The following is a 23,013-nucleotide window of genomic DNA, read 5'->3' as shown; positions in this document are numbered from 1 at the left end:
GGTTCCTTCTGAGGGTGGACGGAGCCGGTGAACAGGGTTACGGGGTGGGGGCGGGCGCCTTGGACGGGGGCGGCGCTGCTGCCCTGCGTCCGGCCCTCGCGAGGGAGACCTGCCGTGCGACCCGGGGGCCGAGGACGGACAGGACGAGCAGGACGCCGGTGACGACGATCTGGGACTGCGCGGAGACGTCCTGGAGGCTCATCACGTTCTGCAGCGCGCCGAGCAGGAACACGCCGGCGATCGCCCCGCCGAGGGTGCCCTTGCCGCCGTCGAAGTCGATGCCGCCCAGCAGTACGGCGGCGACGACGGACAGTTCCAGTCCGGTCGCGTTGTCGTAGCGCGCGCTGGCGTAGTGCAGGGCCCAGAAGACGCCGGTCAGGGCGGACATCAGGCCGGTCAGCGTGAACAGGATCAGCTTCTGCCGCTTGACCCGGATGCCGGCGAAGCGGGCGGCCTCCTCGCTGGCCCCGATGGCGAACAGCGCCCGGCCGAACGGCATGGCGTGCAGGGCGAGGACGGCGAGGGCCAGCAGCACGAGGAAGGGCAGGAAGGCGTACGGCACGAAGGTGCCGTCGATGCGTCCGGCCGCGAAGTCCAGGTACTGCGCGGGGAAGTCGGTCACCGCGTCGGAGCCGAGCACGATCTGCGCGATGCCGCGGTAGGCGGCCATGGTGCCGATGGTGACGGCGAGGGAGGGCAGCCCGAGCCGGGTGACCAGCAGACCGTTGACCAGACCGCAGACCACGCCGAGCAGCAGGCAGATCGGGATGATCGTCTCGATGGTCATGCCCTGGTTCCACAGGGCGCCCATCACCGCGCCCGACAGGCCCGCGGTGGAGGCGACCGACAGGTCGATCTCGCCGGAGACGACCAGCAGGGTCATCGGCAGGGCGATGAGCGCGATCGGCAGGGTGTTGCCGATGAGGAAGGACAGGTTGAGGGAGTTGCCGAAGCCGTCGACGAAGCCGAAGGAGAGCAGCAGGACGACCACGAGGAGGGCGCCCACCACGGTGTCCCAGCGGACGGCGCGCGTCAGGGAGGTGTCAGCCATGGCGGGCGTTCCTCTTCTTCAGGGCGTCGGCCACGCGCAGGGCGACGATCCGGTCGACGGCGATGGCCAGGATGAGCAGGATGCCGTTGATGGCCAGCACCCACACGGAGCTGACGCCGAGGGCGGGCAGCACGCTGTTGATGGAGGTCAGCAGCAGCGCGCCGAGGGCCGCGCCGTAGACGCTGCCGGAGCCGCCGGTGAAGACGACGCCGCCGACCACCACGGCGCTGACGACGGTCAGTTCGTAGCCGTTGCCGGTGCCGGAGTCGACGTTGCCGAACCGGGCGAGGTAGAGGGCGCCGGCCAGTCCGGCGAGGGCGCCGCAGAAGGTGTAGGCGGCCAGGATCCGCTTGCGCACGGGGATGCCGGCCAGCCGGGCGGCCTCGGGATTGGAGCCGAGCGCGTACAGCTCGCGTCCGCTGCCGAACTGCTTGAGGTAGTAGGCGGTGGCGACGAGCACCGCCAGTGCGATCAGTGCCAGCCAGGGCACGGCGGAGATGCCGCCGGAGCCGAAGTCGACGAAGCCGCCGGGCAGGTCGGCCGCGGTGATCTGCCTGGAGCCGACCCAGATGGAGTCGATGCCGCGGATGATGTAGAGGGTGCCCAGGGTGACCACCAGGGCGGGCACCTGGCCGAGGCTGACCAGCAGGCCGTTGAGGAGCCCGAAGCCGACGCCCATGAGTACGGCGAGCAGCACGGCCACGACGGGGTTGCCGCCGTCCTGGAGGTAGATCCCGGCGGCGAAGGCGCTGATGCCGAGGGTGGAGCCGACGGACAGGTCGACGTTGCGGGTGATGACGACCAGGGACTGTCCGGTGGCGACCAGGACCAGGATGGTCGCGTTGAGCAGCAGGTCCTTGATGCCCTGTTCGGACAGGAACTCGCTGTTGCCCGCCTGGGTGAGGGCGATCATCACCAGGAAGACGAGCAGGATGGCCAGTTCGCGCACCTTGAAGATGCGGTCCACCAGCCGGGTGGCGCCGGTCCCCGGCACGTCGGCCGCGGGGGCCTTCTCGGGTGTGGTGACCGTCATGCGGCGGCCCTCCCCGTGGCTGCGGCCATCACGGTCTCCTCGGTGGCGTCGGTGCGGGATATCTCGGCGGTCAGGCGTCCCTCGTGCATCACCAGGACGCGGTCGGCCATGCCGAGGACCTCGGGCAGGTCGGAGGAGATCATCAGGACGGCCACGCCGTCGGCGGCGAGTTGGCTCAGCAGCCGGTGCACCTCGGCCTTGGTGCCGACGTCGATGCCGCGGGTGGGCTCGTCGACGATCAGCACCTTGGGGCCGGTGGCCAGCCACTTGGCCAGGACGACCTTCTGCTGGTTGCCGCCCGAGAGGGTGGCGACGGTGTCCGCGATCCGGGCGTACTTGACCTGGAGCTTGACGGCCCAGTCCAGCGAACGGCTGCGCTCGGCGCCGCGGTCCACGAGCCCGGCCCGGACCGTCGTGCGCAGGCCGGTGAGGCCGATGTTGCGCTCGATGGACATGTCCATCACGAGCCCCTGGGCGCGGCGGTCCTCCGGGACGAGGGCGAGCCCGGCGGCCATCGCGGTGGAGGGGGCGCCGTTGACGAGCGGCTTCCCGTCGACCTCGACCTCCCCGGCGTCCCAGCGGTCGACGCCGAAGACGGCCCGGGCGACCTCGGTGCGTCCGGCGCCGACCAGTCCGGCCAGCGCGACGATCTCGCCGCGCCGCACCTCGAAGGAGACGTCGGTGAAGACGCCCTCGCGGGTCAGCCTGCGCACACTCAGGGCGGTCTCGCCGGGCGCGACCTCCTGCTTGGGGTACAGCTCGTCGAGGTCGCGGCCGACCATGCGGCGCACCAGGTCGTCCTCGGTCATGCCCTCCAGGGGCTCGCTGGCGATCCAGGCCCCGTCGCGCAGGGCGGTGACCCGCGTGCAGATGCCGAAGATCTCCTCCAGGCGGTGGGAGATGAACAGCACCGCGGCGCCCTGGTCGCGCAGGGTGCGCACCACGCCGAAGAGGCGGGCCACCTCGCTGCCGGTGAGGGCGGCGGTCGGCTCGTCCATGATGAGCACGCGGGCGTCGAAGGAGAGCGCCTTGGCGATCTCGACGATCTGCTGGTCCGCGATGGACAGGCCGCGCGCGGGCCGGTCGGGGTCGAGCTCGACGCCCAGGCGCAGCATCAGTTCGGCGGTGGCGGCACGGGTGGCCTTGTGGTCGATGCGGCCGAGGGCGCGGCGCGGCTGGCGGCCCATGAAGATGTTCTCGGCGATCGACAGGTCGGGGAAGAGGGTGGGCTCCTGGTAGATCACTGCGATGCCGGCGTCGCGGGCGTCGCCGGGACCGTGGAAGGCGACCGGTGCGCCGTCGAGCAGCACCTGGCCGGCGTCCGGCCGGTGCACACCGGCCAGCGTCTTGATGAGGGTCGACTTTCCGGCGCCGTTCTCGCCGGCGAGGGCGTGCACCTCGCCGGGGAACAGCTCCAGGGAGACGTCCCGCAGCGCACGGACCGCGCCGAAGGACTTGGAGACGTCCTTGAGCGCCAGGACCGGGGCCGGACCCGTGTCGGACGGGTGGGTCATTTGGGGGCTCCTCGACGACGCCGGCGGGACGGCCCTCACGGCGTCGTGAAAGGTTTCAACTCGGTTGCCGGGGACGTTAGGCAGCGAGGGTATGTCACGTCAATGGTTCCGGGTCGAAAAAATTTCGATCTCCAAAGGTCACGACGGAGTCACGGAGTACCGGAGCCGCGCGAAGGGTTGACACCCCTTCAAGGGGCTCATAACTTCGCGTTCTGAATCGTTTCATCCATGGTCGTGCTCACAGCGGGCCACGACCCGATGCCACAGGAGCGCCGAAGTGACCGAGCTCGCCGCGGTGAAGGCCGCGCTCAAGACCCAGTCCGTCGAGACGCCGTCGTGGGCGTACGGCAACTCGGGCACCCGCTTCAAGGTGTTCGCCCAGGCCGGCGTTCCGCGCGACCCGTTCGAGAAGCTGGACGACGCGGCCAAGGTGCACGAGTTCACCGGCGTGGCCCCGACCGTGGCCCTGCACATCCCCTGGGACCGGGTCGAGGACTACGCCGCGCTGGCGGCGCACGCCGAGAAGCGGGGCGTGCGGATCGGCGCGATCAACTCCAACACCTTCCAGGACGACGACTACAAGCTGGGCAGCATCTGCCACCCCGACGCCGCGGTGCGCCGCAAGGCCGTCGACCACCTGCTGGAGTGCGTCGACATCATGGACGCAACCGGGTCGCGCGACCTGAAACTGTGGTTCGCCGACGGCACCAACTACCCCGGGCAGGACGACATCCGTTCCCGGCAGGACCGGCTGACCGAGGGGCTGGCCGAGGTGTACGAGCGGCTCGGCGAGGGGCAGCGGATGCTCCTGGAGTACAAGCTCTTCGAGCCGGCGTTCTACACGACCGACGTGCCGGACTGGGGCACGGCGTACGCCCACTGCCTGAAGCTGGGCGACAAGGCGCAGGTCGTGGTCGACACCGGACACCACGCCCCCGGCACCAACATCGAGTTCATCGTGGCGACGCTGCTGCGGGAGGGGAAGCTCGGCGGGTTCGACTTCAACTCGCGCTTCTACGCGGACGACGACCTGATGGTCGGGGCGGCCGACCCGTTCCAGCTCTTCCGCATCATGTACGAGGTGGTGCGCGGGGGCGGGTTCACCTCCGACGTGGCGTTCATGCTCGACCAGTGCCACAACATCGAGGCGAAGATCCCGGCGATCATCCGGTCGGTCATGAACGTGCAGGAGGCCACGGCCAAGGCGCTGCTGGTCGACGGTTCGGCCCTGGCCGAGGCACAGGCCGCGGGGGACGTTCTGGAGGCCAACGCGGTGCTGATGGACGCGTACGCCACGGACGTGCGTCCGCTTCTCCGGGAGGTGCGGGAGGAGTCGGGGCTGGACCCCGAGCCCCTGCGGGCGTACCGGGCGTCCGGTTGGGGCGAGAAGGTCGTCGCCGAGCGGGTTGGTGGGCAGCAGGCCGGGTGGGGGGCGTGAGCACCTGCCGGGTTCTGTTGTTCGCGGGCTGCGGGCCGTGTGCGACTGGTCGCGCCCGCGCGGCGAAGCCGTACACGGATGCAGCCCCGCGCCCCTGAGAAGTCAACCCTCGTTCAAGAAGGACTGAAGAGACATGGCGACCCATCCTGCGGCCGATGCCCTCCTGGCCCGTTCCCATCGGCTCGGCGCCGATCCGCGCAACACCAACTACGCCGGCGGCAACGCCTCCGCCAAGGGCACCGCGACCGACCCCGTCACCGGGGGTGAGGTGGAGCTGATGTGGGTCAAGGGGTCCGGCGGGGACCTCGGCACACTCACCGGGGCGGGGCTCGCCGTGCTGCGGCTGGACCGGATGCGGGCGCTCAAGGACGTCTACCCGGGCGTCGGGCGCGAGGACGAGATGGTCGCCGCCTTCGACTACTGCCTGCACGGCAAGGGCGGTGCCGCGCCCTCGATCGACACGGCGATGCACGGCCTGGTCGAGGCCGCCCACGTCGACCACCTCCACCCCGACTCGGGGATCGCGCTGGCGTGCGCCGCCGACGGGGAGAAGCTGACCGCCGAGTGCTTCGGCGACACCGTGGTGTGGGTGCCGTGGCGGCGGCCCGGGTTCCAGCTCGGGCTGGACATCGCGGCCGTCAAGGAGGCCAACCCGCAGGCGATCGGCTGTGTCCTGGGCGGGCACGGCATCACCGCCTGGGGCGACACCTCCGAGGAGTGCGAGCGCAACTCGCTGCACATCATCCGCACCGCCGAGGCGTTCCTGGCCGAGCGCGGCAAGGCCGAGCCGTTCGGTCCGGTGATCGAGGGGTACGAGGCGCTGCCCGAGGCCGAGCGGCGGGAGCGGGCGGCGGCGCTGGCGCCGTACGTGCGTGGTCTGGCCTCGCAGGACCGGGCTCAGGTCGGGCACTTCACGGACGCGGAGGTCGTCCTCGACTTCCTGGCACGCGCCGAACACCCGCGGCTCGCCGCGCTCGGCACCTCCTGCCCGGACCACTTCCTGCGCACGAAGGTGCGGCCGCTGGTCCTGGACGTGGCGCCGACCGCGCCGCTGGACGAGGCCGTCGCCCGCCTCAAGGAGCTGCACGCGGCCTACCGCGAGGAGTACGCCGCGTACTACGAGCGGCACGCCGAGCCGGACTCCCCCGCCATGCGCGGCGCGGACCCGGCGATCGTGCTGGTGCCGGGCGTGGGCATGTTCAGCTTCGGCAAGGACAAGCAGACGGCGCGCGTGGCCGGCGAGTTCTACGTCAACGCGATCAACGTGATGCGCGGTGCCGAGGCGGTGTCGACCTACGCGCCGATCGAGGAGTCGGAGAAGTTCCGCATCGAGTACTGGGCGCTGGAGGAGGCCAAGCTCCGGCGGATGCCGAAGCCCAAGCCGCTGGCCACCCGCGTCGCCCTCGTCACCGGCGCGGGCAGCGGGATCGGCAGGGCGATCGCGCGCCGGCTGGCCGACGAGGGCGCGTGCGTCGTCGTCGCCGACCTGAACGCCGAGAACGCGGCCGAGGTCGCCGGGGAGCTGGGCGGGGACGACAAGGCCGTCGCCGTGACCGTGGACGTCACCTCCGAGGAGCAGATCGCCGACGCCTTCAAGGCCGCCGTGCTCGCCTTCGGCGGGGTCGACCTGGTGGTCAACAACGCGGGGATCTCCATCTCGAAGCCGCTGCTGGAGACCACGGCAAAGGACTGGGACCTCCAGCACGACATCATGGCCCGGGGCTCCTTCCTCGTCTCGCGCGAGGCGGCCCGGGTGATGACCGCGCAGCAACTGGGCGGCGACATCGTCTACATCGCGTCGAAGAACGCCGTCTTCGCCGGCCCGAACAACATCGCCTACTCCGCCACCAAGGCCGACCAGGCCCACCAGGTGCGCCTGCTCGCCGCCGAGCTGGGCGAGCACGGCATCCGCGTCAACGGCGTCAACCCCGACGGCGTGGTGCGCGGTTCCGGGATCTTCGCGGGCGGCTGGGGCGCCAAGCGCGCCGCGGTGTACGGGGTGCCGGAGGAGAAGCTGGGCGAGTTCTACGCCCAGCGGACGCTGCTCAAGCGCGAGGTGCTGCCCGAGCACGTCGCGAACGCCGTGTTCGCGCTGACCGGGGGCGACCTGACCCACACCACCGGTCTGCACGTCCCGGTCGACGCCGGCGTCGCCGCCGCGTTCCTGCGATGAGGACCGCCGTGGACTCCGGGTCGTACGCCGCGGTCGACCTCGGCGCGTCCAGCGGGCGCGTCATGGTCGGCCGCGTCGGCCCCGGCCGGCTGGAGCTGACCGAGGCGCACCGCTTCCCCAACCGGCCCGTCCGCACCCCCGAGGGCCTGCGCTGGGACGTCCTCGCGCTCTACGCCGGTGTGCTGGACGGGCTGCGGGCGGCCGGGCCGGTGGACTCGGTGGGCGTGGACAGCTGGGCCGTCGACTACGGCCTGCTGGACGCGGACGGGGCCCTGCTCGGCAACCCCGTGCACTACCGCGACGCCCGCACCGAGGGCGTCGCGGAGCAGGTGTGGGCCTCGCTGCCCGCCGGGGAGCTGTACGCGGCGACCGGGCTGCAGTACGCGCCCTTCAACACCCTGTACCAGCTCGTCGCCGCCCGGGACACGGCCCAGTTCGCGGCGGCCCGGCGGCTGTTGCTCGTCCCGGACCTGCTGACGTACTGGCTGACCGGCGAGCAGGGCACGGAGCTGACCAACGCCTCCACCACCCAGCTCGTCGACCCCCGTACCCGGGACTGGTCGCGCGAGGTCGCGGACCGGCTGGGGATCGACCTCGGCCTGTTCGCGCCCCTGCGCCGGCCCGGCGACCCGGCCGGCCTGCTGCGGCCCGAGGTGCTGGAGGAGACGGGTCTGACGGGTCCGGTGCCGGTGACGGCGGTCGGTTCGCACGACACCGCCTCCGCGGTGGCCGCCGTTCCGGCCGTGGACGAGCGGTTCGCCTACATCTGCACCGGGACCTGGTCACTGGCCGGGCTGGAACTGACCTCTCCGGTGCTGACGGAGGAGAGCCGGGCCGCCAACTTCACCAACGAACTCGGTCTGGACGGCACGGTCCGCTACCTGCGCAACATCATGGGTCTGTGGCTGCTCCAGGAGTGCGTACGGGCCTGGGGCGACCCGGACCTGGGCGGGCTGCTGGACCGGGCGGCGCGGGTGCCGGCGCTGCGGTCGGTGGTCGACGCGGGGGACGCGGCGTTCCTGGCGCCCGGGCGGATGCCGGAGCGGATCGCCGAGGCGTGCCGCGCCTCGGGCCAGCCGGTGCCCGCGACACCCGCGGAGGTGACCCGGTGCATCCTCGACTCGCTGGCGCTGGCCCACCGCAGGGCCGTGACGGACGCCCAGCGGCTGGCCGGTCACCCCGTCGACGTGGTGCACGTGGTCGGCGGCGGCACCCGCAACGCGCTGCTGTGCCAGTTGACGGCCGACGCCTGCGGGCTGCCGGTGGTGGCGGGGCCGACGGAGGCCGCCGCGCTGGGCAACGTCCTCGTGCAGGCCCGCGCCCAAGGCCTGGTCGGCGACCTCGGCGGGATGCGCCGGCTGCTGGCCCGCACCCAGTCGCCCACCCGCTACGAACCGCGCGGCGGCACGGCGCGCTGGCGGGCGGCCGAGGCCCGACTCGCCGACCGGTGAACCGGGGCTCCCCCGTCCGGTCGGCCGACTAGCCTGCACTCATCATTCATCCGATGACCGAACCACAAGGAGCCGCGATGCGTGTCGCCCTGTTCCTGACCTGCGTCAACGACACGCTCTATCCGGACACCGGCCGCGCCGTGGTGAAGCTGCTCACCAGGCTCGGCGTCGAGGTCGACTTCCCGATGGCCCAGACGTGTTGCGGTCAGGCGCACTACAACACCGGTTACCGGCACGAGGCCGAGCCGCTGGCCCGGCACTTCGCCGACGTGTTCGCGGGCTACGACGCGATCGTGACCCCGTCGGGCTCCTGCGGTGCGATGGTGCGGGAGCTGTACCCGCGCATGGGCGAGCGGGCGCGGGCGGAGGGGCGCGGGGACGCGCTCGCGGCCGTGCTGGCGCCGGTGGTGCCCAAGACGTACGAGCTGACGGAGTTCCTCGTGGACGTGCTCGGGGTGACCGACGTGGGGGCGTACTACCCGCACACGGTGACGTACCACCCGACCTGCCACGGACTGCGGAGCCTGGGCCTGGGCGACCGGCCGCGGCGGCTGCTGGAGGCGGTGGCGGGGCTGGAACTGGTGGAACTGCCGGGCGCCGAGGAGTGCTGCGGTTTCGGCGGCACCTTCGCCGTGAAGAACTCCGACGTGTCGGCGGCGATGGGCGCGGACAAGGTGCGCAACGCAGAGTCCACCGGCGCGGACGTGCTGTGCGCGGCCGACAACTCCTGCCTGATGCACATCGGCGGCACCATGGCGCGGCTGCGCACGGGCATGCGGCCGGTGCACATCGCGGAGATCCTGGCGAGCACCGGGGAGGCGGTGGCCGCATGAGCGGGACCTTCGTCGGGATGCCGGCCTTTCCGCGGGCGGCACGGGAGGCGGTGCGCGACACGACGCTGCGCGGCAACCTGCGCCACGCCACCCACACCATCCGGGACAAGCGGGCACGCGCGGTCGCCGAGCTGGACGACTGGGCGGCGCTGCGCGAGGCGGGGAAGCAGATCAAGGACCACACGCTGCGCCATCTCGACCGGTACCTGGTGCAGGTGGAGGAGGCGGTCACCGCCGCCGGCGGCACGGTGCACTGGGCGGCCGACGCGGACGAGGCGAACGAGATCGTCGCCCGGCTGGTCGAGGAGACCGGCGAGTCGGAGGTCGTCAAGGTCAAGTCGATGGCGACGCAGGAGATCGCGCTCAACGAGGCGCTCCAGGCCCGGGGCATCCACGCCTACGAGACCGATCTCGCGGAGCTGATCGTGCAGTTGGGCAACGACCGGCCCTCGCACATCCTGGTGCCCGCCATCCACCGCAACCGGGGCGAGATCCGGGACATCTTCCGCTCCGAGATGAGCGGGTGGGGCCGTCCCGCGCCCGAGAACCTGACGGACACGCCCGCCGAACTGGCGGAGGCGGCCCGGCTGCACCTGCGGGAGAAGTTCCTGCGGGCCAAGGTCGGCATCTCCGGTGCCAACTTCGTGGTCGCCGAGACCGGCACGCTCGTGGTCGTGGAGTCCGAGGGCAACGGACGGATGTGCCTCACCCTGCCCGAGACGCTGATCTCGGTCGTCGGCATCGAGAAGATCGTGCCGAGGTGGCAGGACCTGGAGGTCTTCCTGCAGACCCTCCCCCGCTCCTCGACGGCCGAGCGGATGAACCCGTACACGTCCATGTGGACCGGCACCACCGACGAGGACGGCCCGCGCACCTTCCACCTGGTCCTGCTGGACAACGGCCGCACCGACACCCTCGCCGACGAGGTCGGCCGCCAGGCGCTGCGCTGCATCCGCTGCTCGGCCTGCCTGAACGTCTGCCCGGTGTACGAGCGGGCGGGCGGCCACGCCTACGGCTCGGTGTACCCGGGCCCGATCGGCGCGATCCTCAGCCCCCAACTGCGGGGCACCGGCAGCGAGATCGACGCCTCGCTGCCGTACGCGTCCTCGCTGTGCGGGGCCTGCTACGAGGTGTGCCCGGTCGCCATCGACATCCCCGAGGTGCTGGTGCACCTGCGCGAGCGGGTCGTGCAGGGCGGCCCGGCCGTCCGGGGCGGCAACCGGGTGGTGCTCAAGCCGGCCAAGGGGCATGCCGCCGAGCGGGCGGCGATGCGGGCTGCACAGTGGGCGTTCACCCACCCGGGCGCGCTGCGCACCGGGCAGCGCCTCGCCTCGCGCACCCGGCGCCTGCATCCGCGCACGCTGCCCGGTCCCGGCCGGGCGTGGAGCGGCACCCGGGACCTCCCGGCGGTGCCCGCGGAGCCGTTCCGGGACTGGTGGCAGCGCACGCACGGCGGAAGGGACGGGGCGAAGTGAGCAGCAGGGAACGCGTTCTGGGGCGGGTACGGCGGGCGCTGGCGGACGTGCCTGCCGACGCGGGGCCCTACGAGGAGGCCGTCGCCCGGGACTATCTGCGCGAGCACGGGCAGCGGTCCGTCGCGCAGACGGTGGACCTGCTCGCCGAGAACCTGGCGGACTACCGGGCGGCCGTGCACCGGTGCACGGAGGGGGAGTTGCCCGGGCTGCTCGCCCGTCTCCTGTCGGCGCACGGGTCGCGGACCGTGGTGGTGCCCCCGGGGCTGCCGGCCGGCTGGCTGAAGGCGGTCGACGCGACCCGCGTCCACGACCGCGTGGCGAACACCCCGCAGGAGCTCGACCGGGTCGACAGTGTCGTCACCGGCTGCGCGGTGGCCGTCGCCGAGACCGGCACGATCGTCCTGGACGGCTCCCCCGACCAGGGCCGCCGCCGCATCACCCTGGTCCCGGACCACCACGTCTGCGTCGTGCGCGTGCCGGACCAGGTGGTGTCGTCGGTCGCCCAGGCCCTCGAACGCCTCGATCCCGCCCGCCCGTTGACGTGGATCTCCGGGCCCTCCGCGACCAGTGACATCGAACTGGACCGGGTGGAGGGGGTGCACGGCCCGCGCACCCTGGAGGTGGTGCTGGTGAGCGGCTCCTAGCACCGCCGGGGTGTCACTGGGTACACCCTCCGACACGGGCCCTGCACCCAGTGTGGCGCCGCCCCGCTCTCCGTAGCGTCTTCCACGAGGCACCGCACAGGGCGGGCCGTACGGAAGGTGATGACGATGCTTCGTTCCGGAGCGCGGGACACGCGGCGGCCGGGCCCCTCCCCCGAGGCCCTCCGGCTCGTCAAGGTGAGGCGGACCTACGGCTCGGCGGAGAACGCCGTGACGGCGCTGGACGGGGTGACGCTGAGCCTCGCGCGCGGCACCTTCACGGCGGTGATGGGGCCGTCGGGTTCGGGCAAGTCCACGCTGCTCCAGTGCGCGGCGGGCCTCGACCGGCCTGACGGCGGCATCGTGTGCGTGGACGGCAAGGAGCTGACGGGGAGCGGCGAGGCGGAGCTGACCAGGTTCCGGCGCGGCCGGGTCGGGTTCGTGTTCCAGCAGTACAACCTGCTGGAGACGCTGACCGTCGCGCAGAACACGGTGCTGCCGCTGAAGCTGGCCGGGCGGCGCGTCGACCGGGACCGGGCACGGGAGATCCTGACGTCGGTCGGTCTCGGGGACCGGCTCGGCCACCTGCCCGACCAGCTCTCGGGCGGTCAGCGGCAGCGGGTGGCGATCGCGCGGGCGCTGGTCACCGAACCGCGGGTGATCTTCGCGGACGAGCCGACGGGCGCGCTGGACACGCGCAGCGCGCGGCAGGTGCTGCTCCTGCTCCAGGAGGCGGTGCGGGTGCACGGCCGGACGGTGGTGATGGTGACGCACGACCCGGTCGCCGCGTCGTACGCCGACTCGGTGGTCTTCCTCGCCGACGGCCGGCTGGCGGGGCGGATGGAGTCGCCGAGCCCGGACGCGGTCGCGGAGCGGCTCGCGCACCTGGGCGACGGCATGCCGGTGGGGGTGTGAGCGGTGTTCACACTGGCACTCCGGTCGATCCGGCGACGTCCCGGACGCTTCCTGGCGACGCTGCTGTCGGCCTTTCTGGGGGCGGCGGTCATCATGACGTTCAACTCGATGCACGACACGGCCGGGCAGGGCGGCGTCGACCCGGTCAGTTCCGAGACGCTGGGCACGGCGGCGGGGGTCGTGGGCGGCTACGGGACCCTGCTGGTGTTCTTCGCGGTGGCCTCGACGCTGACGGTCAACGTGCGTCAGCGCACCGCCGAGCTGGAGCTGCTGCGCTGCTCGGGTGCGACACCCGCGCAGCTCAGGCGGATGGTGGTGGGCGAGGCGGCGGTCGTGGCCCTCGTCGGCGCGGTCGCGGCGATCGGGCCGGCGATGCTCGGCGGGCGGGCGCTGCTGGGGATGTTCCAGGACGGCGGCCAGGTGGCGCGGTCCGTGGACTACTCCTTCGGGCCCGTCGCCCTGATGAGCGGCGTGGCCGTCACCCTGCTCGCCTCGGCGGGCGCGGCGTTCCTGGCGGTACGGCGTCTGGCGCGGGGTCGCCGGGAGCGGACCGGGGCGAAGCGGTTCCTGGCGTACGCGGCGCTGGCCGGCGGGGCCGCGGGGGCCTGCTCCACCTTCCTGTTCTCGGCGACGAACGAGGCGCTGATGGCGGCGCCGGCCTACGGGGCGATCCTGCTGTCGGCGGGTTTCGCGCTGCTGTCGCCGCGGCTGTTGAAGGGGGTGCTGGACCGGCTGCCGCTGAGCGGTGCGAGCGGCTGGCTGGCCGTGCGCAACCTGCGTGCCCGGACGGACCATCTGGGCGGGACCCTGGTGTCGCTGGTCATGTTCACCGCCGTGTCGACGGCGACGGTCACGATGCAGGCGGTGGAGAGCGACGCGGTGAAGGCCTCGGGGCTGGTGAAGTCGGTCGACGCCAAGAACCTGGAGACGCTCAACCTCACGGTGGTCGGCATCATCGCGGTGTTCGTCTGCGTGATGCTGGTCAACTCGTTGTACGCGGCGACGACGTACCGCGCGCGTGAATTCGGTCAACAGCGGCTGGCGGGTGCGACGCCGGGACAGGTGCTGGGTGTGGTGGCCGCCGAGGGCACGGTGGTCAGGCTCGTCCCCAGCGTCGCCGCGGCCGACACCGACACCATCGCGAGCCACACACCGAGGAACTGGTCCGGCAGCACCGCGTCGGTGCGGACCACCGTGGTGGTCGCCGCCTCCCCCGTCACCGGCCGGTCGCCGCGTCAGTCGGCCTTGGCGTACTCCTTCGCCATGCTGCCCGCGAAGTCGTACACGACGCACGGTCCGTCGCCCACGACCCATGCGTCGTGGCCGGGCGAGCAGACGAAGACGTCACCGGGGCCCACCTCGCTCTCGGTGCCGTCGTCCATGCGGACGTGCATGCGTCCCTCCACGACGTAGCAGTTGTGGTGGATCATGCAACTGTCGGTGCCGGCGATCGGCGCCACGGACTCCGACCAGCGCCAGCCCGGTTCGAAGGTGGCGACGGCGAAGTCGAGTCCTTCCATGTGGACGGCCTCGATGTGGCCGCGCGGGAAGTCGCGCCGCTCGTCCGGCTTGTCGAGCGTCTTTGCCTCCAGCATGGCGCTCCTCCTTTCCCTGGCTCCACCACTCCATCGTCCGCCTGTCAACTCGGCGGCGCCATCCGGGGCGCGCGGTCCCGGCGAGGCGTGCCGCAGAGTTCGGCGAAGCGGGTGGCGTCCACGTTGCCGCCGGAGAGGATCACGCCGACGCGGCGGGGCAGGGCGTCGATCCGGCCGCCGAGGAGGGCGGCCAGTGGGGTGGCGCCGCTGGGTTCGAGGACGGTCTTGAGGCGTTCGAAGGCGAACCTCATCGCGTCCCTGATCTCGTCGTCGGAGACCAGCACGACACCGTCGAGGAGACGCCGGTTGAGGGAGAACGTCAGCTCGCCGGGGGTGGGCAGCGCCTGGCCGTCGGCGATGGTGCGCGGGACCGGCACGCTGACCCGCCGGCCCGCCGCGAGGGAGCGCCTGGTGTCGTCGCCGGCCTCCGGCTCGACGCCGATCACCCGGGTGCCGGGATGCAGTGCCTTGACGGCGGTGGCGCTCCCGGCGATCAGTCCGCCGCCGCCGACGGGTGCGACCAGCGCGTCGAGCTCCCCCGTCTCCTCGACCAGTTCGAGGGCGGCGGTGCCCTGGCCGGCGATGACGTGCGGGTGCTCGTAGGGCGGGATCAGGGTCAGGCCCCGGTCGGCGGCCAGCGCCTCGGCGATCGCCACGCGGTCGCCGGTGTAGCGGTCGTAGGTGACGATCTCGGCGCCGTAGCCCGCGGTGGCGTCCCGTTTGGAGGGCGGGGCGTCCTCCGGCATGACGATCACGGCGGTGGTGCCCAGCTCGCGTGCGGCCAGGGCGACGGCCTGGGCGTGGTTGCCCGAGGAGTAGGCGGCGATGCCCCGGGCGAGCTGCTCCGGCGCGAGGCGGGAGGCCGCGTTGTAGGCGCCGCGGAACTTGAAGGCGCCGACCCGCTGGAGGTTCTCGCACTTGAGGTGGACCTCGGCGCCGACGAGGGCGTCCAGGGTGCGTGAGCGCAGGACCGGCGTGCGGTGGGCGACCCCCTCGATGCGGGCGGCGGCGGAGCGGACGTCGTCGAGAGTGACCGGCGGGGTGGGTGTCACGGGCGTCCTCAGGGGGTGTCGGCGGCCGGGCCCTCGGCGGCGCGGGCCTGGGAGAGGTAGTGGTAGGCGGAGGCGCGGGAGATGCCGAGCCGGGCGGCGACGTGCTCGACCGAGCGGCGTACGGCGAACACCCCGCGCCCGTCGAGGTCGCGGAAGAGTTCGAGGCGCCGTTCCCGGTCCAGCGCCGCCCAGCTTGTGTCCCGGCGCAGCGGGTGGTCGTCCACGATGGCGTCGACGACGGCGTCGATGTCGTCGCCGAAGGTGGTGGCGGGCACTTCGGCGGGGGTGCGCGCGGTGCCGGCGAGGGCGCCGAGGAGGGCGTGGGCACGGTCGACGGCGGTGACGTCCAGGTTGACGCACAGGGCACCGAATACGGAGCCCGTGGAGTCGCGCAGCACCATGGTCGAGGACTTGAGCAGCGTGCCGCCGGGGGTGCGCGTGACGTAGTTCAGCTCGTCGTGCGCTTCGTCGCCGCGGGCCAGTACGCGCATGCCGATCTCGCTCATCGCCCCGCCCACCGTCCGCCCGGTGACCGACCCGGCGACGGCCACGACCGAGTGCTCGGGGTTCCGGTAGTCGTGGAGCACGGCCTCGCAGACCGGTCCGAACGTCGCGGCGATGCCCTCGACGACGGGGCGCAGCGCGGCTAGGACGGCATCGCGTTCGGCGTCCAGTGCGGGCTCGTTCATGCGATTCAGACTACACGTCCAGACGCTGGACCAGGAGTCCATACGTCGACGAGTCCATGAGTCCGTCGAGGGCGCCGTTTGACATCCCGGCGCGATGTGATCATGCTTCTACTAATGAATTAATGAAAGCATGGAAGGTGACGTGGTCGAGTACCGAATCGATCGGCAGAGCGGCATCCCGGCCTACGTGCAGATCGTGCGGCAGACGGAGCAGGCGCTCCGGATGGGTGTGCTGCGGGTCGGGGACAAACTCCCGACGGCCAAGGAGGTCGTCGCCGCCACCGCCATCAACCCCAACACCGTGTTCCGGGCGTACCGCGACATGGAGCAGGCCGGCCTGGTCCGCTCCCGGCGCGGGCTCGGCACCTTCGTGACGCGGTCGCTGGCCCGGCCCGGCGCGGAGGACGACTCGCCCCTGCGGACGGACCTCGCCGCGTGGGTCGCCCGGGCCCGGTCGGCCGGGCTGGAGCGGGACGACGTACTCGCCCTGGTCACGGCGGCCCTCGACGCGCACGAGCGGAGCGGGCGGGACGACCGGGGGCACGAGCACCACCGGCAGGACGAGAACGACCCGGGTGACCGGGGACGGAAACAGGAGGACGCATGACCGGGCCTGACGAGCCCGCCGCGCTGCACGCCACGGGGCTGGGGTTCCGCTACCGGGCGCGCGGCGAGTGGGCGCTGCGGGAGTGCGGGTTCACGGTGCCCCGCGGGCGCATCACCGCGCTGGTCGGACGCAACGGCGCCGGCAAGAGCACGCTGCTGCACCTGGCCGGCGGGCTGCTGTGCCCCGTGCACGGGGAGATACGCGTCCTGGGCGACGCGCCGGGCGACGGCGCGGCCCGCACCCGGGTCGCCCTGCTGACGCAGGACAAGCCGCTGTACCCGCGCTTTACCGTGGCCGACACCCTGCGCATGGGCGGCAGGCTGAACGCCTCGTGGGACCAGCCGGTCGCCGAGCGGGTCGTGCGCGAGGGCGGCATCGCCCTGTCCGCCAGGGTGGGCGAGCTGTCGCCGGGGCGGCGCACCCGCGTGGCGCTCGCCCTGGCGCTCGGCAAGCGGCCGGAACTGCTCCTGCTGGACGAGCCGCTGGCCGACCTGGACCCGGTGGTGCGCGGCGAGATCATGTCGACGCTGATGGCCGAGGCGGCGGAGCGCGAGATGAGCATCGTGCTCTCCTCGCACGTCCTGCCCGATCTGGAGCAGACGTGCGACTGGGTGGTGCTGCTGCGGGCCGGCCGGGTGGAGCTGAGCGAGGACGCCGACGCGCTGCGCGAGGGCCACGCCCTGCTCACCGGTCACGTCGATGGGGAACCCGCGCTGCGGGAGCACACCGTGGTGCACCGCCGCACCCACGGGCGGCAACTGACCGCCCTGGTCCGGCCCCGCGGTCCGGTCGGCGGCACCTGGCACGTCGAGCGGCCCGGCCTGGAGGAGATCCTGCTCGGCCACCTCCAGGACGGTGCCCGCGGTGCGAAGGGAGCGGCGGCGTGAAGGGGACGCTGTGGCTGGCCTGGCGCCAGCAACGGACGCTGGTGGCCTGCTCCGTCGCGGTCCTGCTGGCCGCCGCCGCGCTCGCCGCGCACTTCCGCGCGGGCATGCTCGACGATCTGCGCAGCGGGGTGTTCGACCACTGCGACCCGGGGCCGCTGTACTGCTCCCGGGCCACGGACGGGCTGCCCCAGTTCCTGGACGTCGAGCCGCTCAGGCTGCTCGGCGCGCTCAACCTCGCGCTGCCCGTCCTGGTCGGCATGTTCTGGGGCGCCCCGCTGCTGGGCCGGGACCGGGAACTGGGCACCCACCGCATGGTCCTGTCCCAGGGCGTCGGCCGCGCCCAGTGGTTCGCCTCCCGGTTCGCCCTGGCGGCGCTGGGGACGGTGGCGTTGTCCGGAGGGCTCGCCCTGCTGTTCCGGTGGTGGTGGGAGCCTGCCGTCAACCGCAGCTACGGCGTGTTCTGGTACGAGGCCACCGCGCTCACCGGCTCGGGCCCCTCCCTGGTCGCCGCCGCGCTGTTCGGGCTGGCGGCGGGCACCCTCGCCGGTCTGCTGACGCGCCGGGTGCTGTCCGCCGCGGCCTGGACGCTGCTGGTCACCGGCGCGGTGGCGGTGCTGGTGCAGTGGACGCACCGGGCCCGTCTGCTGGTCCCGCCGCACCGGTACGTCAGCGACGGCTGGCAGCCCAAGGAACCGATGGGCGACAAGTGGTCCACGGGGCACTACGGCCTGATCACCGGCTCCGGCCGCCGGGACTCCGTGGCGGAGTGCCCCTTCCCCTCCGGCCGGGAGCTGCGGGAGTGCATGACCGGTCACGGGTATGTCTCCCGCTACTACGAGGCCAATCCGGCCGGCGACTACTGGGCCTTCCAGTGGGCCGACACGGCGCTGCTGGGCGGCCTCGCCCTCGTCCTCCTCCTCGTCACGGTCCTTCTGCTGCGCCGCCGGGTCTGACCCGGCCCGCCGGATCCGGCCCTGTCCACCGTCTCCCACTGTCCGAGTCATCCGTACGGAGGTCCACCCATGCCCAAGGACGCCAAGTCCCCCAAGAAACTGCGCAGCAACCGCGCCGCCCTCACCCACAAGGTCGGGTACGCGCTGCGCCACCCCGAGCGTGTCGCCCCCTACGTCCGCCGGGCCGGCCGCGACGCCTGGCTGCGGGTCAAGCACCCCGACCACGTCGGCTACTACCGGGCGGTGATGGCCTCCGACACCCGGCGCAACCCCGAGGCCGCCGTCGGCAGCCGGACCCACGACCGCTGGCTGGCGCTCGGGCAGATGCAGTTCGACTACCTGATCGAGCACGGGCTGCGTCCCGAGCACCGCATGCTCGACATCGGCTGCGGCAACCTGCGCGGCGGCTGGCGCTTCATCGACCACCTCGACACCGGGCACTACTACGGCATCGACATCTCGCCGGACATCCTGATCGCCGCCAAGAAGACCCTGACCGAGCGCGGTCTCCAGGCGAAGCTGCCCCACCTGACCATCACCGGGGACCTGCGGCTGGAGTTCCTGCCCGACGACCACTTCGACGTCATCCACGCGCACAGCGTCTTCTCCCACTCACCGCTGAGCGTCATCGACGAGTGCCTCGCGCACGTCGGCCGCGTCCTGACCGGCACGGGGTTCTTCGACTTCACCTTCGACCGGACGGAGGGCACCGAGCACCAGGTGCTGCGCGAGGACTTCTACTACCGCACGGACACCCTGCTCACCCTCGCCGCCCAGCACAACCTGCACGCGCGGTTCATGGACGACTGGGAGAAGCGGCCGCACGGCCAGTCCAAGATCCGGGTGAGCCGCTCGCCGCTGTCCTGAGCAGCGCACGCTCGCAGGCGCCCAGGGGCCGGACCGCGCGTCCGGCCCCTACGGGCGCGGGTTGACGCGCCGCCAGGCGGGCCGGGAGTCCGCGCCCCGGCGGCCGGCCGCGGCTGCGCAGCGCGGGCAGACCCGGCGGACGGCGTCGGCCGCTCCGCCGGACTCGGGCAGTACGTCCGTCCAGAGGACCGCCGGGAAACGGGAGAGCCCCGAGCGGTGCAGGGACAGCCCGCACACGGTCTCGTTCCGGCCCCGCTCCCAGGCGTGCACCTCGCCGGCCGGCAGCAGGCGGCCGTCGTCCTCGTCCCACCAGCGGCCGGAGGCCGCCACCTCGTAGCGCCGTGTCCTGGCCATGGCTCCCGGGTGCCCCGTGGGGTCCGCGCCCACACGCGCGTACCTCCTCCTGTGTGATCACTCCGCAAGCCCTGCCCGATTGAGGCGTTTTGTCTGCTTAGCATGCGGGGTCCGCGCATCGCCCCGCTGTACGAGAGGACACCAGATGGCGCCCACGGGCCGTCCCCGCGCACTCGCCGAGCACGCCTTCTCCCCGCACGACGCCGTGCTGGGCGCCGCCGTCCGGCACCTCGGCCGCCGGCGCTTCCTCACCGTGACCGCGGCCGCCGCCGCGCTCGCCTTCACCACCAACCTGCCGGCCCGCGGCGCGGTCGCCGCCCCCGAGCGCGCCGCCCGGATCAGCAAGGACCCCTTCACCCTCGGGGTCGCCTCCGGGGACCCGCTGCCGGACTCGGTGCTGCTGTGGACCCGGCTGGCGCCCGAGCCGTTCCTGGAGGACGGCGGAATGGGCACGGAGCGGGTTTCGGTCGAGTGGGAGGTGGCCGTGGACGAGCACTTCGCGGGTGTCCTGTTCCGGGGCACCGCCGACGCCCACGCCGAGTACAACCACAGCGTCCACGTGGACGTGAAGGGCCTGACGCCCGGGACCGTCTACTACTACCGCTTCCGCGCCGGCACCTGGCTCAGCCCGGCCGGCCGTACCCGCACCGCCCCGGCGGCGGACAGCGCCGCAGCGTCGCTGAAGCTCGCGGCGGTCGCCTGCCAGGCCTACATGGACGGCTACTACACCGTGCTCCGGCACGTCGCCCAGGACGACGTGGACGTGGTGTTCCACCTCGGCGACTACCTGTACGAGTACGCGGTGAACTCCGAGGGCGGACAGCGCCACTACACCGACGTCACGCTGCCCGACGTGTTCAACCGCGAGACGATGACCCTCGCGGACTACCGGCTGCGCTACTCCCTCTACAAGACCGACGAGGACCTGCGGGCCGCGCACGCCGCGCACCCCTTCGTCGTCGCCTGGGACGACCACGAGACCGAGAACAACTACGCCGGCAGCATCCCCGAGAACGACATCCCGCCGGCCGAGTTCCTGCTGCGCCGGGCCGCCGCCTACCGCGCGTACTGGGAGAACCAGCCACTGCGCGCGGCCCAGTTGCCGCAGGGTCCCGACGCCCGCCTGTACCGCCGGCTGCACTGGGGCACCCTCGCCCAGTTCGACATCCTCGACACCCGCCAGTACCGCTCCGACCAGGCCTACGACGACCGGCCGCACGCGCCCGGCGCCGAGTCGGACGACCCTGCGCGCACCATCACCGGCGCCGAGCAGGAGCAGTGGCTGCTCGACGGCTGGAAGGGCTCGACCGCGCTGTGGAACGTGATGCCCCAGCAGGTGTGCTTCTCCCAGCGCAAGTTCGACGTGACCGCGGACGCCGCGCTCTCCATGGACGCCTGGGACGGCTACCGGGCCTCGCGCGACCGGGTGGTCGCCGGGGCGAAGGCCGCCGGGGTGGACAACTGGCTGATCCTCACCGGGGACGTGCACGTGGGCTACGCGCTCGACGTCAAGGAGGACTTCGACGACCCGGCCTCCGCCACCGTCGGCACCGAGGTCACCTGCACCTCGGTGGCCAGCGGCCGGGACGGCGTGGAGAAGCCCGCCAACTGGGACCTGTACATGCAGGCCAATCCGCACATGAAGTTCTACAACGGCAAGCGCGGTTACGTCCGGGCCGAACTCGGCCGGCAGGCCACCCGCCTCGACTTCAGGACGGTCTCCGCCATCAGCACGCCCGGCGCCGCCGTCACCACCGCCGCGTCCTTCGTCACCGAGGCCGGCGAGCCGGGGCTCAAGCCCGCCTGATCCCCCTGTGCCCGCGCGGTGCGGGTCGGCGTACTGCACATGGCACCCGTCGCGTCCCCCATAGCGCGAAACCGACCGGCGCCGGGCATCCCCGCGGATCTTTGCGGCAAGGCCTGTGACTTCGCCGCAGGGGCACCGTGGCCCACGGTCGCCCACCGAACACCGCTGTCCCGCACAGCACCCGAAGGAGGCACATCGCATGGTCGGCAGACATGCCGCGCGCAGCCGCCGCGCAGCCCTCACCGCGCTCGGCGCCCTGGTCCTGACCGCACTCCCCTCGGCCGCGTCGGCCGCGCCGCCGCCCGCCCCGGCACCGCGGCCCGCGGTGGCCCGCACGCCCGACGCCGCCGTGGCCCCGGCGCGCATGCTGAGCGCGATGGAGCGCGACCTCAGACTGGCGCCCGGACAGGCGGCGGCCCGGCTGGTCAACGAGGCGGAGGCGGGCACCCGCGCGGGCATGCTGCGCAACACGCTGGGCGACCGGTTCGCCGGGGCCTGGGTGAGCGGTGCGACCTCCGCCGAGCTGACCGTGGCCACCACCGACGCCGCGGACACCGCGGCCATCGAGGCACAGGGCGCCAAGGCGGCGGTCGTCGGCAGGAACCTGGCCGAGCTGCGCGCCGTCAAGGCGAAGCTGGACACCGCCGCCGCGCGGACCCCGTCCCGGCAGACGCCGGTGTGGTACGTCGACGTGACGACCAACCGGGTCACCCTCCAGGCCACCAGCGAGTCGGCGGCGGCCTCCTTCCTGACGGCCGCCGGGGTGCCGGCCCAGGACGTGAAGGTCCAGGTCTCGCCCGACCAGCCGAGGGTCCTGGAGGACCTCGTGGGCGGCGACGCCTTCTACATCGACGAGCGGGCCCGCTGTTCCGTCGGGTTCTCCGTCACCAAGGACGACCAGCAGGGCTTCGCCACGGCCGGGCACTGCGGCAGTCCGGGCGCCACCACCACCGGCTTCAACGAGGCCGCCCAGGGCACCTTCCAGGCCTCGTCCTTCCCCGGCAAGGACATGGCCTGGGTGGGCGTCAACTCCGGCTGGACCGCGACGCCGGACGTCAAGGCGCAGGACGGCGAGAAGATCCAGCTCGCCGGTTCGGTGGAGGCGCTCGTGGGGGCCTCCGTGTGCCGTTCCGGCTCGACCACGGGCTGGCACTGCGGCACGGTGCAGCAGCACGACACGAGCGTCACCTACCCGGAGGGCACGGTCGACGGGCTGACCCGGACGACGGTGTGCGCCGAGGGCGGGGACTCCGGCGGTCCCTTCGTGTCGGGCACCCAGGCGCAGGGCACCACGTCGGGCGGCTCGGGCGACTGCACGAAGGACGGGACGACGTTCTACCAGCCGGTCAACCCGCTGCTCAGCGAGTTCGGCCTCACCCTGAAGACCACGTCCTCCGCGTCGCAGACGCCCGCACCGCAGGACAACGCGGCGGCGGACGCGTGGTCCGCGGGCCGGGTCTACGAGGCCGGCACCACCGTGTCCTTCGACGGCGCGCGGTACCGGTGTCTGCAGAGCCACCAGGCGCAGGGCGCCGGGTCGCCGGCCGACGCTCCGGCCCTGTGGCAGCGGGTCTGACCGGCGGAAGACTTCCGCGGAAGACTTTTGAAAAAGGCTTTTGAGAAAGGCTTTGAGAAAAGCTTCTTCCGGCGCACGGAACACGGAACACGGCGCGGGGTC

The 23,013-nt window shown here is 72.7% G+C and carries 20 protein-coding genes and 1 pseudogene; 14 read left to right on the top strand and 7 right to left on the bottom strand.

From position 1 onward, the window contains the following. Positions 1–37: 37 nt before the first annotated feature. From IG88_RS0127045 to IG88_RS0127035, 3 genes are read right to left on the bottom strand one after another with little or no spacing between them, the layout of a single operon-like run. A complete protein-coding gene (locus tag IG88_RS0127045) occupies positions 38–1,051 on the bottom strand; it encodes an ABC transporter permease (protein WP_031046462.1) in 1,014 nt (337 codons plus the stop codon). Beyond that, positions 1,044–2,084 (bottom strand): ABC transporter permease, encoded by a 1,041-nt coding sequence (locus IG88_RS0127040; RefSeq protein ID WP_031046460.1) that lies wholly within the window; start codon positions 2,082–2,084, stop codon positions 1,044–1,046. Before IG88_RS0127040 ends, IG88_RS0127045 begins: the two co-directional genes overlap by 8 nt. Then, entirely contained in the window at positions 2,081–3,598 is a 1,518-nt protein-coding gene (locus IG88_RS0127035) for a sugar ABC transporter ATP-binding protein (RefSeq protein ID WP_031046458.1), read from the bottom strand. The genes IG88_RS0127040 and IG88_RS0127035 overlap by 4 nt, the downstream gene beginning before the upstream one ends. 277 nt (positions 3,599–3,875) lie before the next feature. Between IG88_RS0127035 and rhaI the strand changes: the two genes are divergently transcribed. The 8 genes and pseudogenes from rhaI to IG88_RS0126995 form a co-directional block, all read left to right on the top strand. Beyond that, positions 3,876–5,036: an L-rhamnose isomerase gene (gene rhaI, locus IG88_RS0127030; RefSeq protein WP_031046455.1), complete on the top strand. Its 1,161-nt coding sequence runs from the start codon at positions 3,876–3,878 to the stop codon at positions 5,034–5,036. Positions 5,037–5,169: 133 nt separating this feature from the next. Beyond that, complete coding sequence (locus IG88_RS0127025) at positions 5,170–7,209, top strand: bifunctional rhamnulose-1-phosphate aldolase/short-chain dehydrogenase (protein WP_031046452.1); 2,040 nt, start codon at positions 5,170–5,172, stop codon at positions 7,207–7,209. Beyond that, positions 7,206–8,660, top strand: coding sequence for a rhamnulokinase (locus tag IG88_RS0127020; protein WP_031046450.1), 1,455 nt, complete (start codon positions 7,206–7,208; stop codon positions 8,658–8,660). The genes IG88_RS0127025 and IG88_RS0127020 overlap by 4 nt, the downstream gene beginning before the upstream one ends. A gap of 77 nt (positions 8,661–8,737) precedes the next feature. Then, positions 8,738–9,493, top strand: coding sequence for a (Fe-S)-binding protein (locus IG88_RS0127015; RefSeq protein WP_031046447.1), 756 nt, complete (start codon positions 8,738–8,740; stop codon positions 9,491–9,493). Further along, a complete protein-coding gene (locus IG88_RS0127010; protein WP_031046444.1) occupies positions 9,490–10,968 on the top strand; it encodes a LutB/LldF family L-lactate oxidation iron-sulfur protein in 1,479 nt (492 codons plus the stop codon). The genes IG88_RS0127015 and IG88_RS0127010 overlap by 4 nt, the downstream gene beginning before the upstream one ends. Further along, positions 10,965–11,612 (top strand): LutC/YkgG family protein, encoded by a 648-nt coding sequence (locus IG88_RS0127005; RefSeq protein WP_031046442.1) that lies wholly within the window; start codon positions 10,965–10,967, stop codon positions 11,610–11,612. Before IG88_RS0127010 ends, IG88_RS0127005 begins: the two co-directional genes overlap by 4 nt. A gap of 120 nt (positions 11,613–11,732) precedes the next feature. Next, positions 11,733–12,524 carry an ABC transporter ATP-binding protein gene (locus tag IG88_RS0127000; protein WP_037836774.1) on the top strand — a complete coding sequence of 264 codons (792 nt, stop codon included), beginning with the start codon at positions 11,733–11,735 and terminating at the stop codon, positions 12,522–12,524. 3 nt (positions 12,525–12,527) lie between these two features. After that, positions 12,528–13,628, top strand: a pseudogene (locus tag IG88_RS0126995) (FtsX-like permease family protein); the annotation flags it as partial. A 131-nt stretch (positions 13,629–13,759) separates the two neighbouring features. Here IG88_RS0126995 and IG88_RS0126990 read toward each other — a convergent pair. From IG88_RS0126990 to IG88_RS0126980, 3 genes are read right to left on the bottom strand one after another with little or no spacing between them, the layout of a single operon-like run. Then, positions 13,760–14,119, bottom strand: coding sequence for a cupin domain-containing protein (locus IG88_RS0126990; RefSeq protein WP_031046435.1), 360 nt, complete (start codon positions 14,117–14,119; stop codon positions 13,760–13,762). 44 nt (positions 14,120–14,163) lie between these two features. After that, positions 14,164–15,171, bottom strand: coding sequence for a pyridoxal-phosphate dependent enzyme (locus IG88_RS0126985; protein ID WP_051852076.1), 1,008 nt, complete (start codon positions 15,169–15,171; stop codon positions 14,164–14,166). An 8-nt stretch (positions 15,172–15,179) separates the two neighbouring features. Continuing rightward, complete coding sequence (locus tag IG88_RS0126980) at positions 15,180–15,860, bottom strand: helix-turn-helix transcriptional regulator (protein WP_031046429.1); 681 nt, start codon at positions 15,858–15,860, stop codon at positions 15,180–15,182. A 130-nt stretch (positions 15,861–15,990) separates the two neighbouring features. Between IG88_RS0126980 and IG88_RS0126975 the strand changes: the two genes are divergently transcribed. From IG88_RS0126975 to IG88_RS0126960, 4 genes are all read left to right on the top strand, one after another. Then, on the top strand, positions 15,991–16,467 hold the full coding sequence (locus IG88_RS0126975; protein ID WP_031046426.1) for a GntR family transcriptional regulator: 477 nt from the start codon (positions 15,991–15,993) through the stop codon (positions 16,465–16,467). Continuing rightward, complete coding sequence (locus IG88_RS0126970; RefSeq protein ID WP_031046423.1) at positions 16,464–17,354, top strand: ATP-binding cassette domain-containing protein; 891 nt, start codon at positions 16,464–16,466, stop codon at positions 17,352–17,354. Before IG88_RS0126975 ends, IG88_RS0126970 begins: the two co-directional genes overlap by 4 nt. Further along, positions 17,351–18,307, top strand: a complete 957-nt coding sequence (locus IG88_RS0126965; protein ID WP_031046421.1) for a hypothetical protein — start codon at positions 17,351–17,353, stop codon at positions 18,305–18,307. Before IG88_RS0126970 ends, IG88_RS0126965 begins: the two co-directional genes overlap by 4 nt. A gap of 69 nt (positions 18,308–18,376) precedes the next feature. Then, positions 18,377–19,174 (top strand): class I SAM-dependent methyltransferase, encoded by a 798-nt coding sequence (locus tag IG88_RS0126960; protein ID WP_031046418.1) that lies wholly within the window; start codon positions 18,377–18,379, stop codon positions 19,172–19,174. A gap of 48 nt (positions 19,175–19,222) precedes the next feature. Here IG88_RS0126960 and IG88_RS0126955 read toward each other — a convergent pair whose 3' ends face one another. Next, positions 19,223–19,528, bottom strand: a complete 306-nt coding sequence (locus IG88_RS0126955; protein ID WP_031046416.1) for a hypothetical protein — start codon at positions 19,526–19,528, stop codon at positions 19,223–19,225. A 145-nt stretch (positions 19,529–19,673) separates the two neighbouring features. Between IG88_RS0126955 and IG88_RS0126950 the strand changes: the two genes are divergently transcribed. After that, positions 19,674–21,335: an alkaline phosphatase D family protein gene (locus IG88_RS0126950; protein WP_031046404.1), complete on the top strand. Its 1,662-nt coding sequence runs from the start codon at positions 19,674–19,676 to the stop codon at positions 21,333–21,335. Between the two features lie 199 nt (positions 21,336–21,534). Then, entirely contained in the window at positions 21,535–22,911 is a 1,377-nt protein-coding gene (locus IG88_RS0126945; protein WP_031046402.1) for an alpha-lytic protease prodomain-containing protein, read from the top strand. Positions 22,912–23,013: the final 102 nt, after the last annotated feature.

The sequence above is a fragment of the Streptomyces sp. NRRL F-5650 genome, from assembly GCF_000721365.1.
Lineage (GTDB): Bacteria > Actinomycetota > Actinomycetes > Streptomycetales > Streptomycetaceae > Streptomyces > Streptomyces ardesiacus.
Note: the sequence above shows the minus strand (reverse complement) of the source record. Positions and strands in the feature narration are given on the sequence as shown.

Coding starts and splice junctions, on each gene's coding strand:
- IG88_RS0126950 (WP_031046404.1), top strand. CDS start 19,674: ATGGCGCCCACGGGCCGTCCCCGCGCACTCGCCGAGCACGCCTTCTCC.
- IG88_RS0126945 (WP_031046402.1), top strand. CDS start 21,535: ATGGTCGGCAGACATGCCGCGCGCAGCCGCCGCGCAGCCCTCACCGCG.
- IG88_RS0127045 (WP_031046462.1), bottom strand. CDS start 1,051: ATGGCTGACACCTCCCTGACGCGCGCCGTCCGCTGGGACACCGTGGTG.
- IG88_RS0127035 (WP_031046458.1), bottom strand. CDS start 3,598: ATGACCCACCCGTCCGACACGGGTCCGGCCCCGGTCCTGGCGCTCAAG.
- IG88_RS0127025 (WP_031046452.1), top strand. CDS start 5,170: ATGGCGACCCATCCTGCGGCCGATGCCCTCCTGGCCCGTTCCCATCGG.
- IG88_RS0126960 (WP_031046418.1), top strand. CDS start 18,377: ATGCCCAAGGACGCCAAGTCCCCCAAGAAACTGCGCAGCAACCGCGCC.
- IG88_RS0127020 (WP_031046450.1), top strand. CDS start 7,206: ATGAGGACCGCCGTGGACTCCGGGTCGTACGCCGCGGTCGACCTCGGC.
- IG88_RS0126955 (WP_031046416.1), bottom strand. CDS start 19,528: ATGGCCAGGACACGGCGCTACGAGGTGGCGGCCTCCGGCCGCTGGTGG.
- IG88_RS0126975 (WP_031046426.1), top strand. CDS start 15,991: ATGGAAGGTGACGTGGTCGAGTACCGAATCGATCGGCAGAGCGGCATC.
- IG88_RS0127010 (WP_031046444.1), top strand. CDS start 9,490: ATGAGCGGGACCTTCGTCGGGATGCCGGCCTTTCCGCGGGCGGCACGG.
- IG88_RS0126990 (WP_031046435.1), bottom strand. CDS start 14,119: ATGCTGGAGGCAAAGACGCTCGACAAGCCGGACGAGCGGCGCGACTTC.
- IG88_RS0126970 (WP_031046423.1), top strand. CDS start 16,464: ATGACCGGGCCTGACGAGCCCGCCGCGCTGCACGCCACGGGGCTGGGG.
- IG88_RS0127040 (WP_031046460.1), bottom strand. CDS start 2,084: ATGACGGTCACCACACCCGAGAAGGCCCCCGCGGCCGACGTGCCGGGG.
- IG88_RS0126980 (WP_031046429.1), bottom strand. CDS start 15,860: ATGAACGAGCCCGCACTGGACGCCGAACGCGATGCCGTCCTAGCCGCG.
- IG88_RS0127000 (WP_037836774.1), top strand. CDS start 11,733: ATGACGATGCTTCGTTCCGGAGCGCGGGACACGCGGCGGCCGGGCCCC.
- IG88_RS0127015 (WP_031046447.1), top strand. CDS start 8,738: ATGCGTGTCGCCCTGTTCCTGACCTGCGTCAACGACACGCTCTATCCG.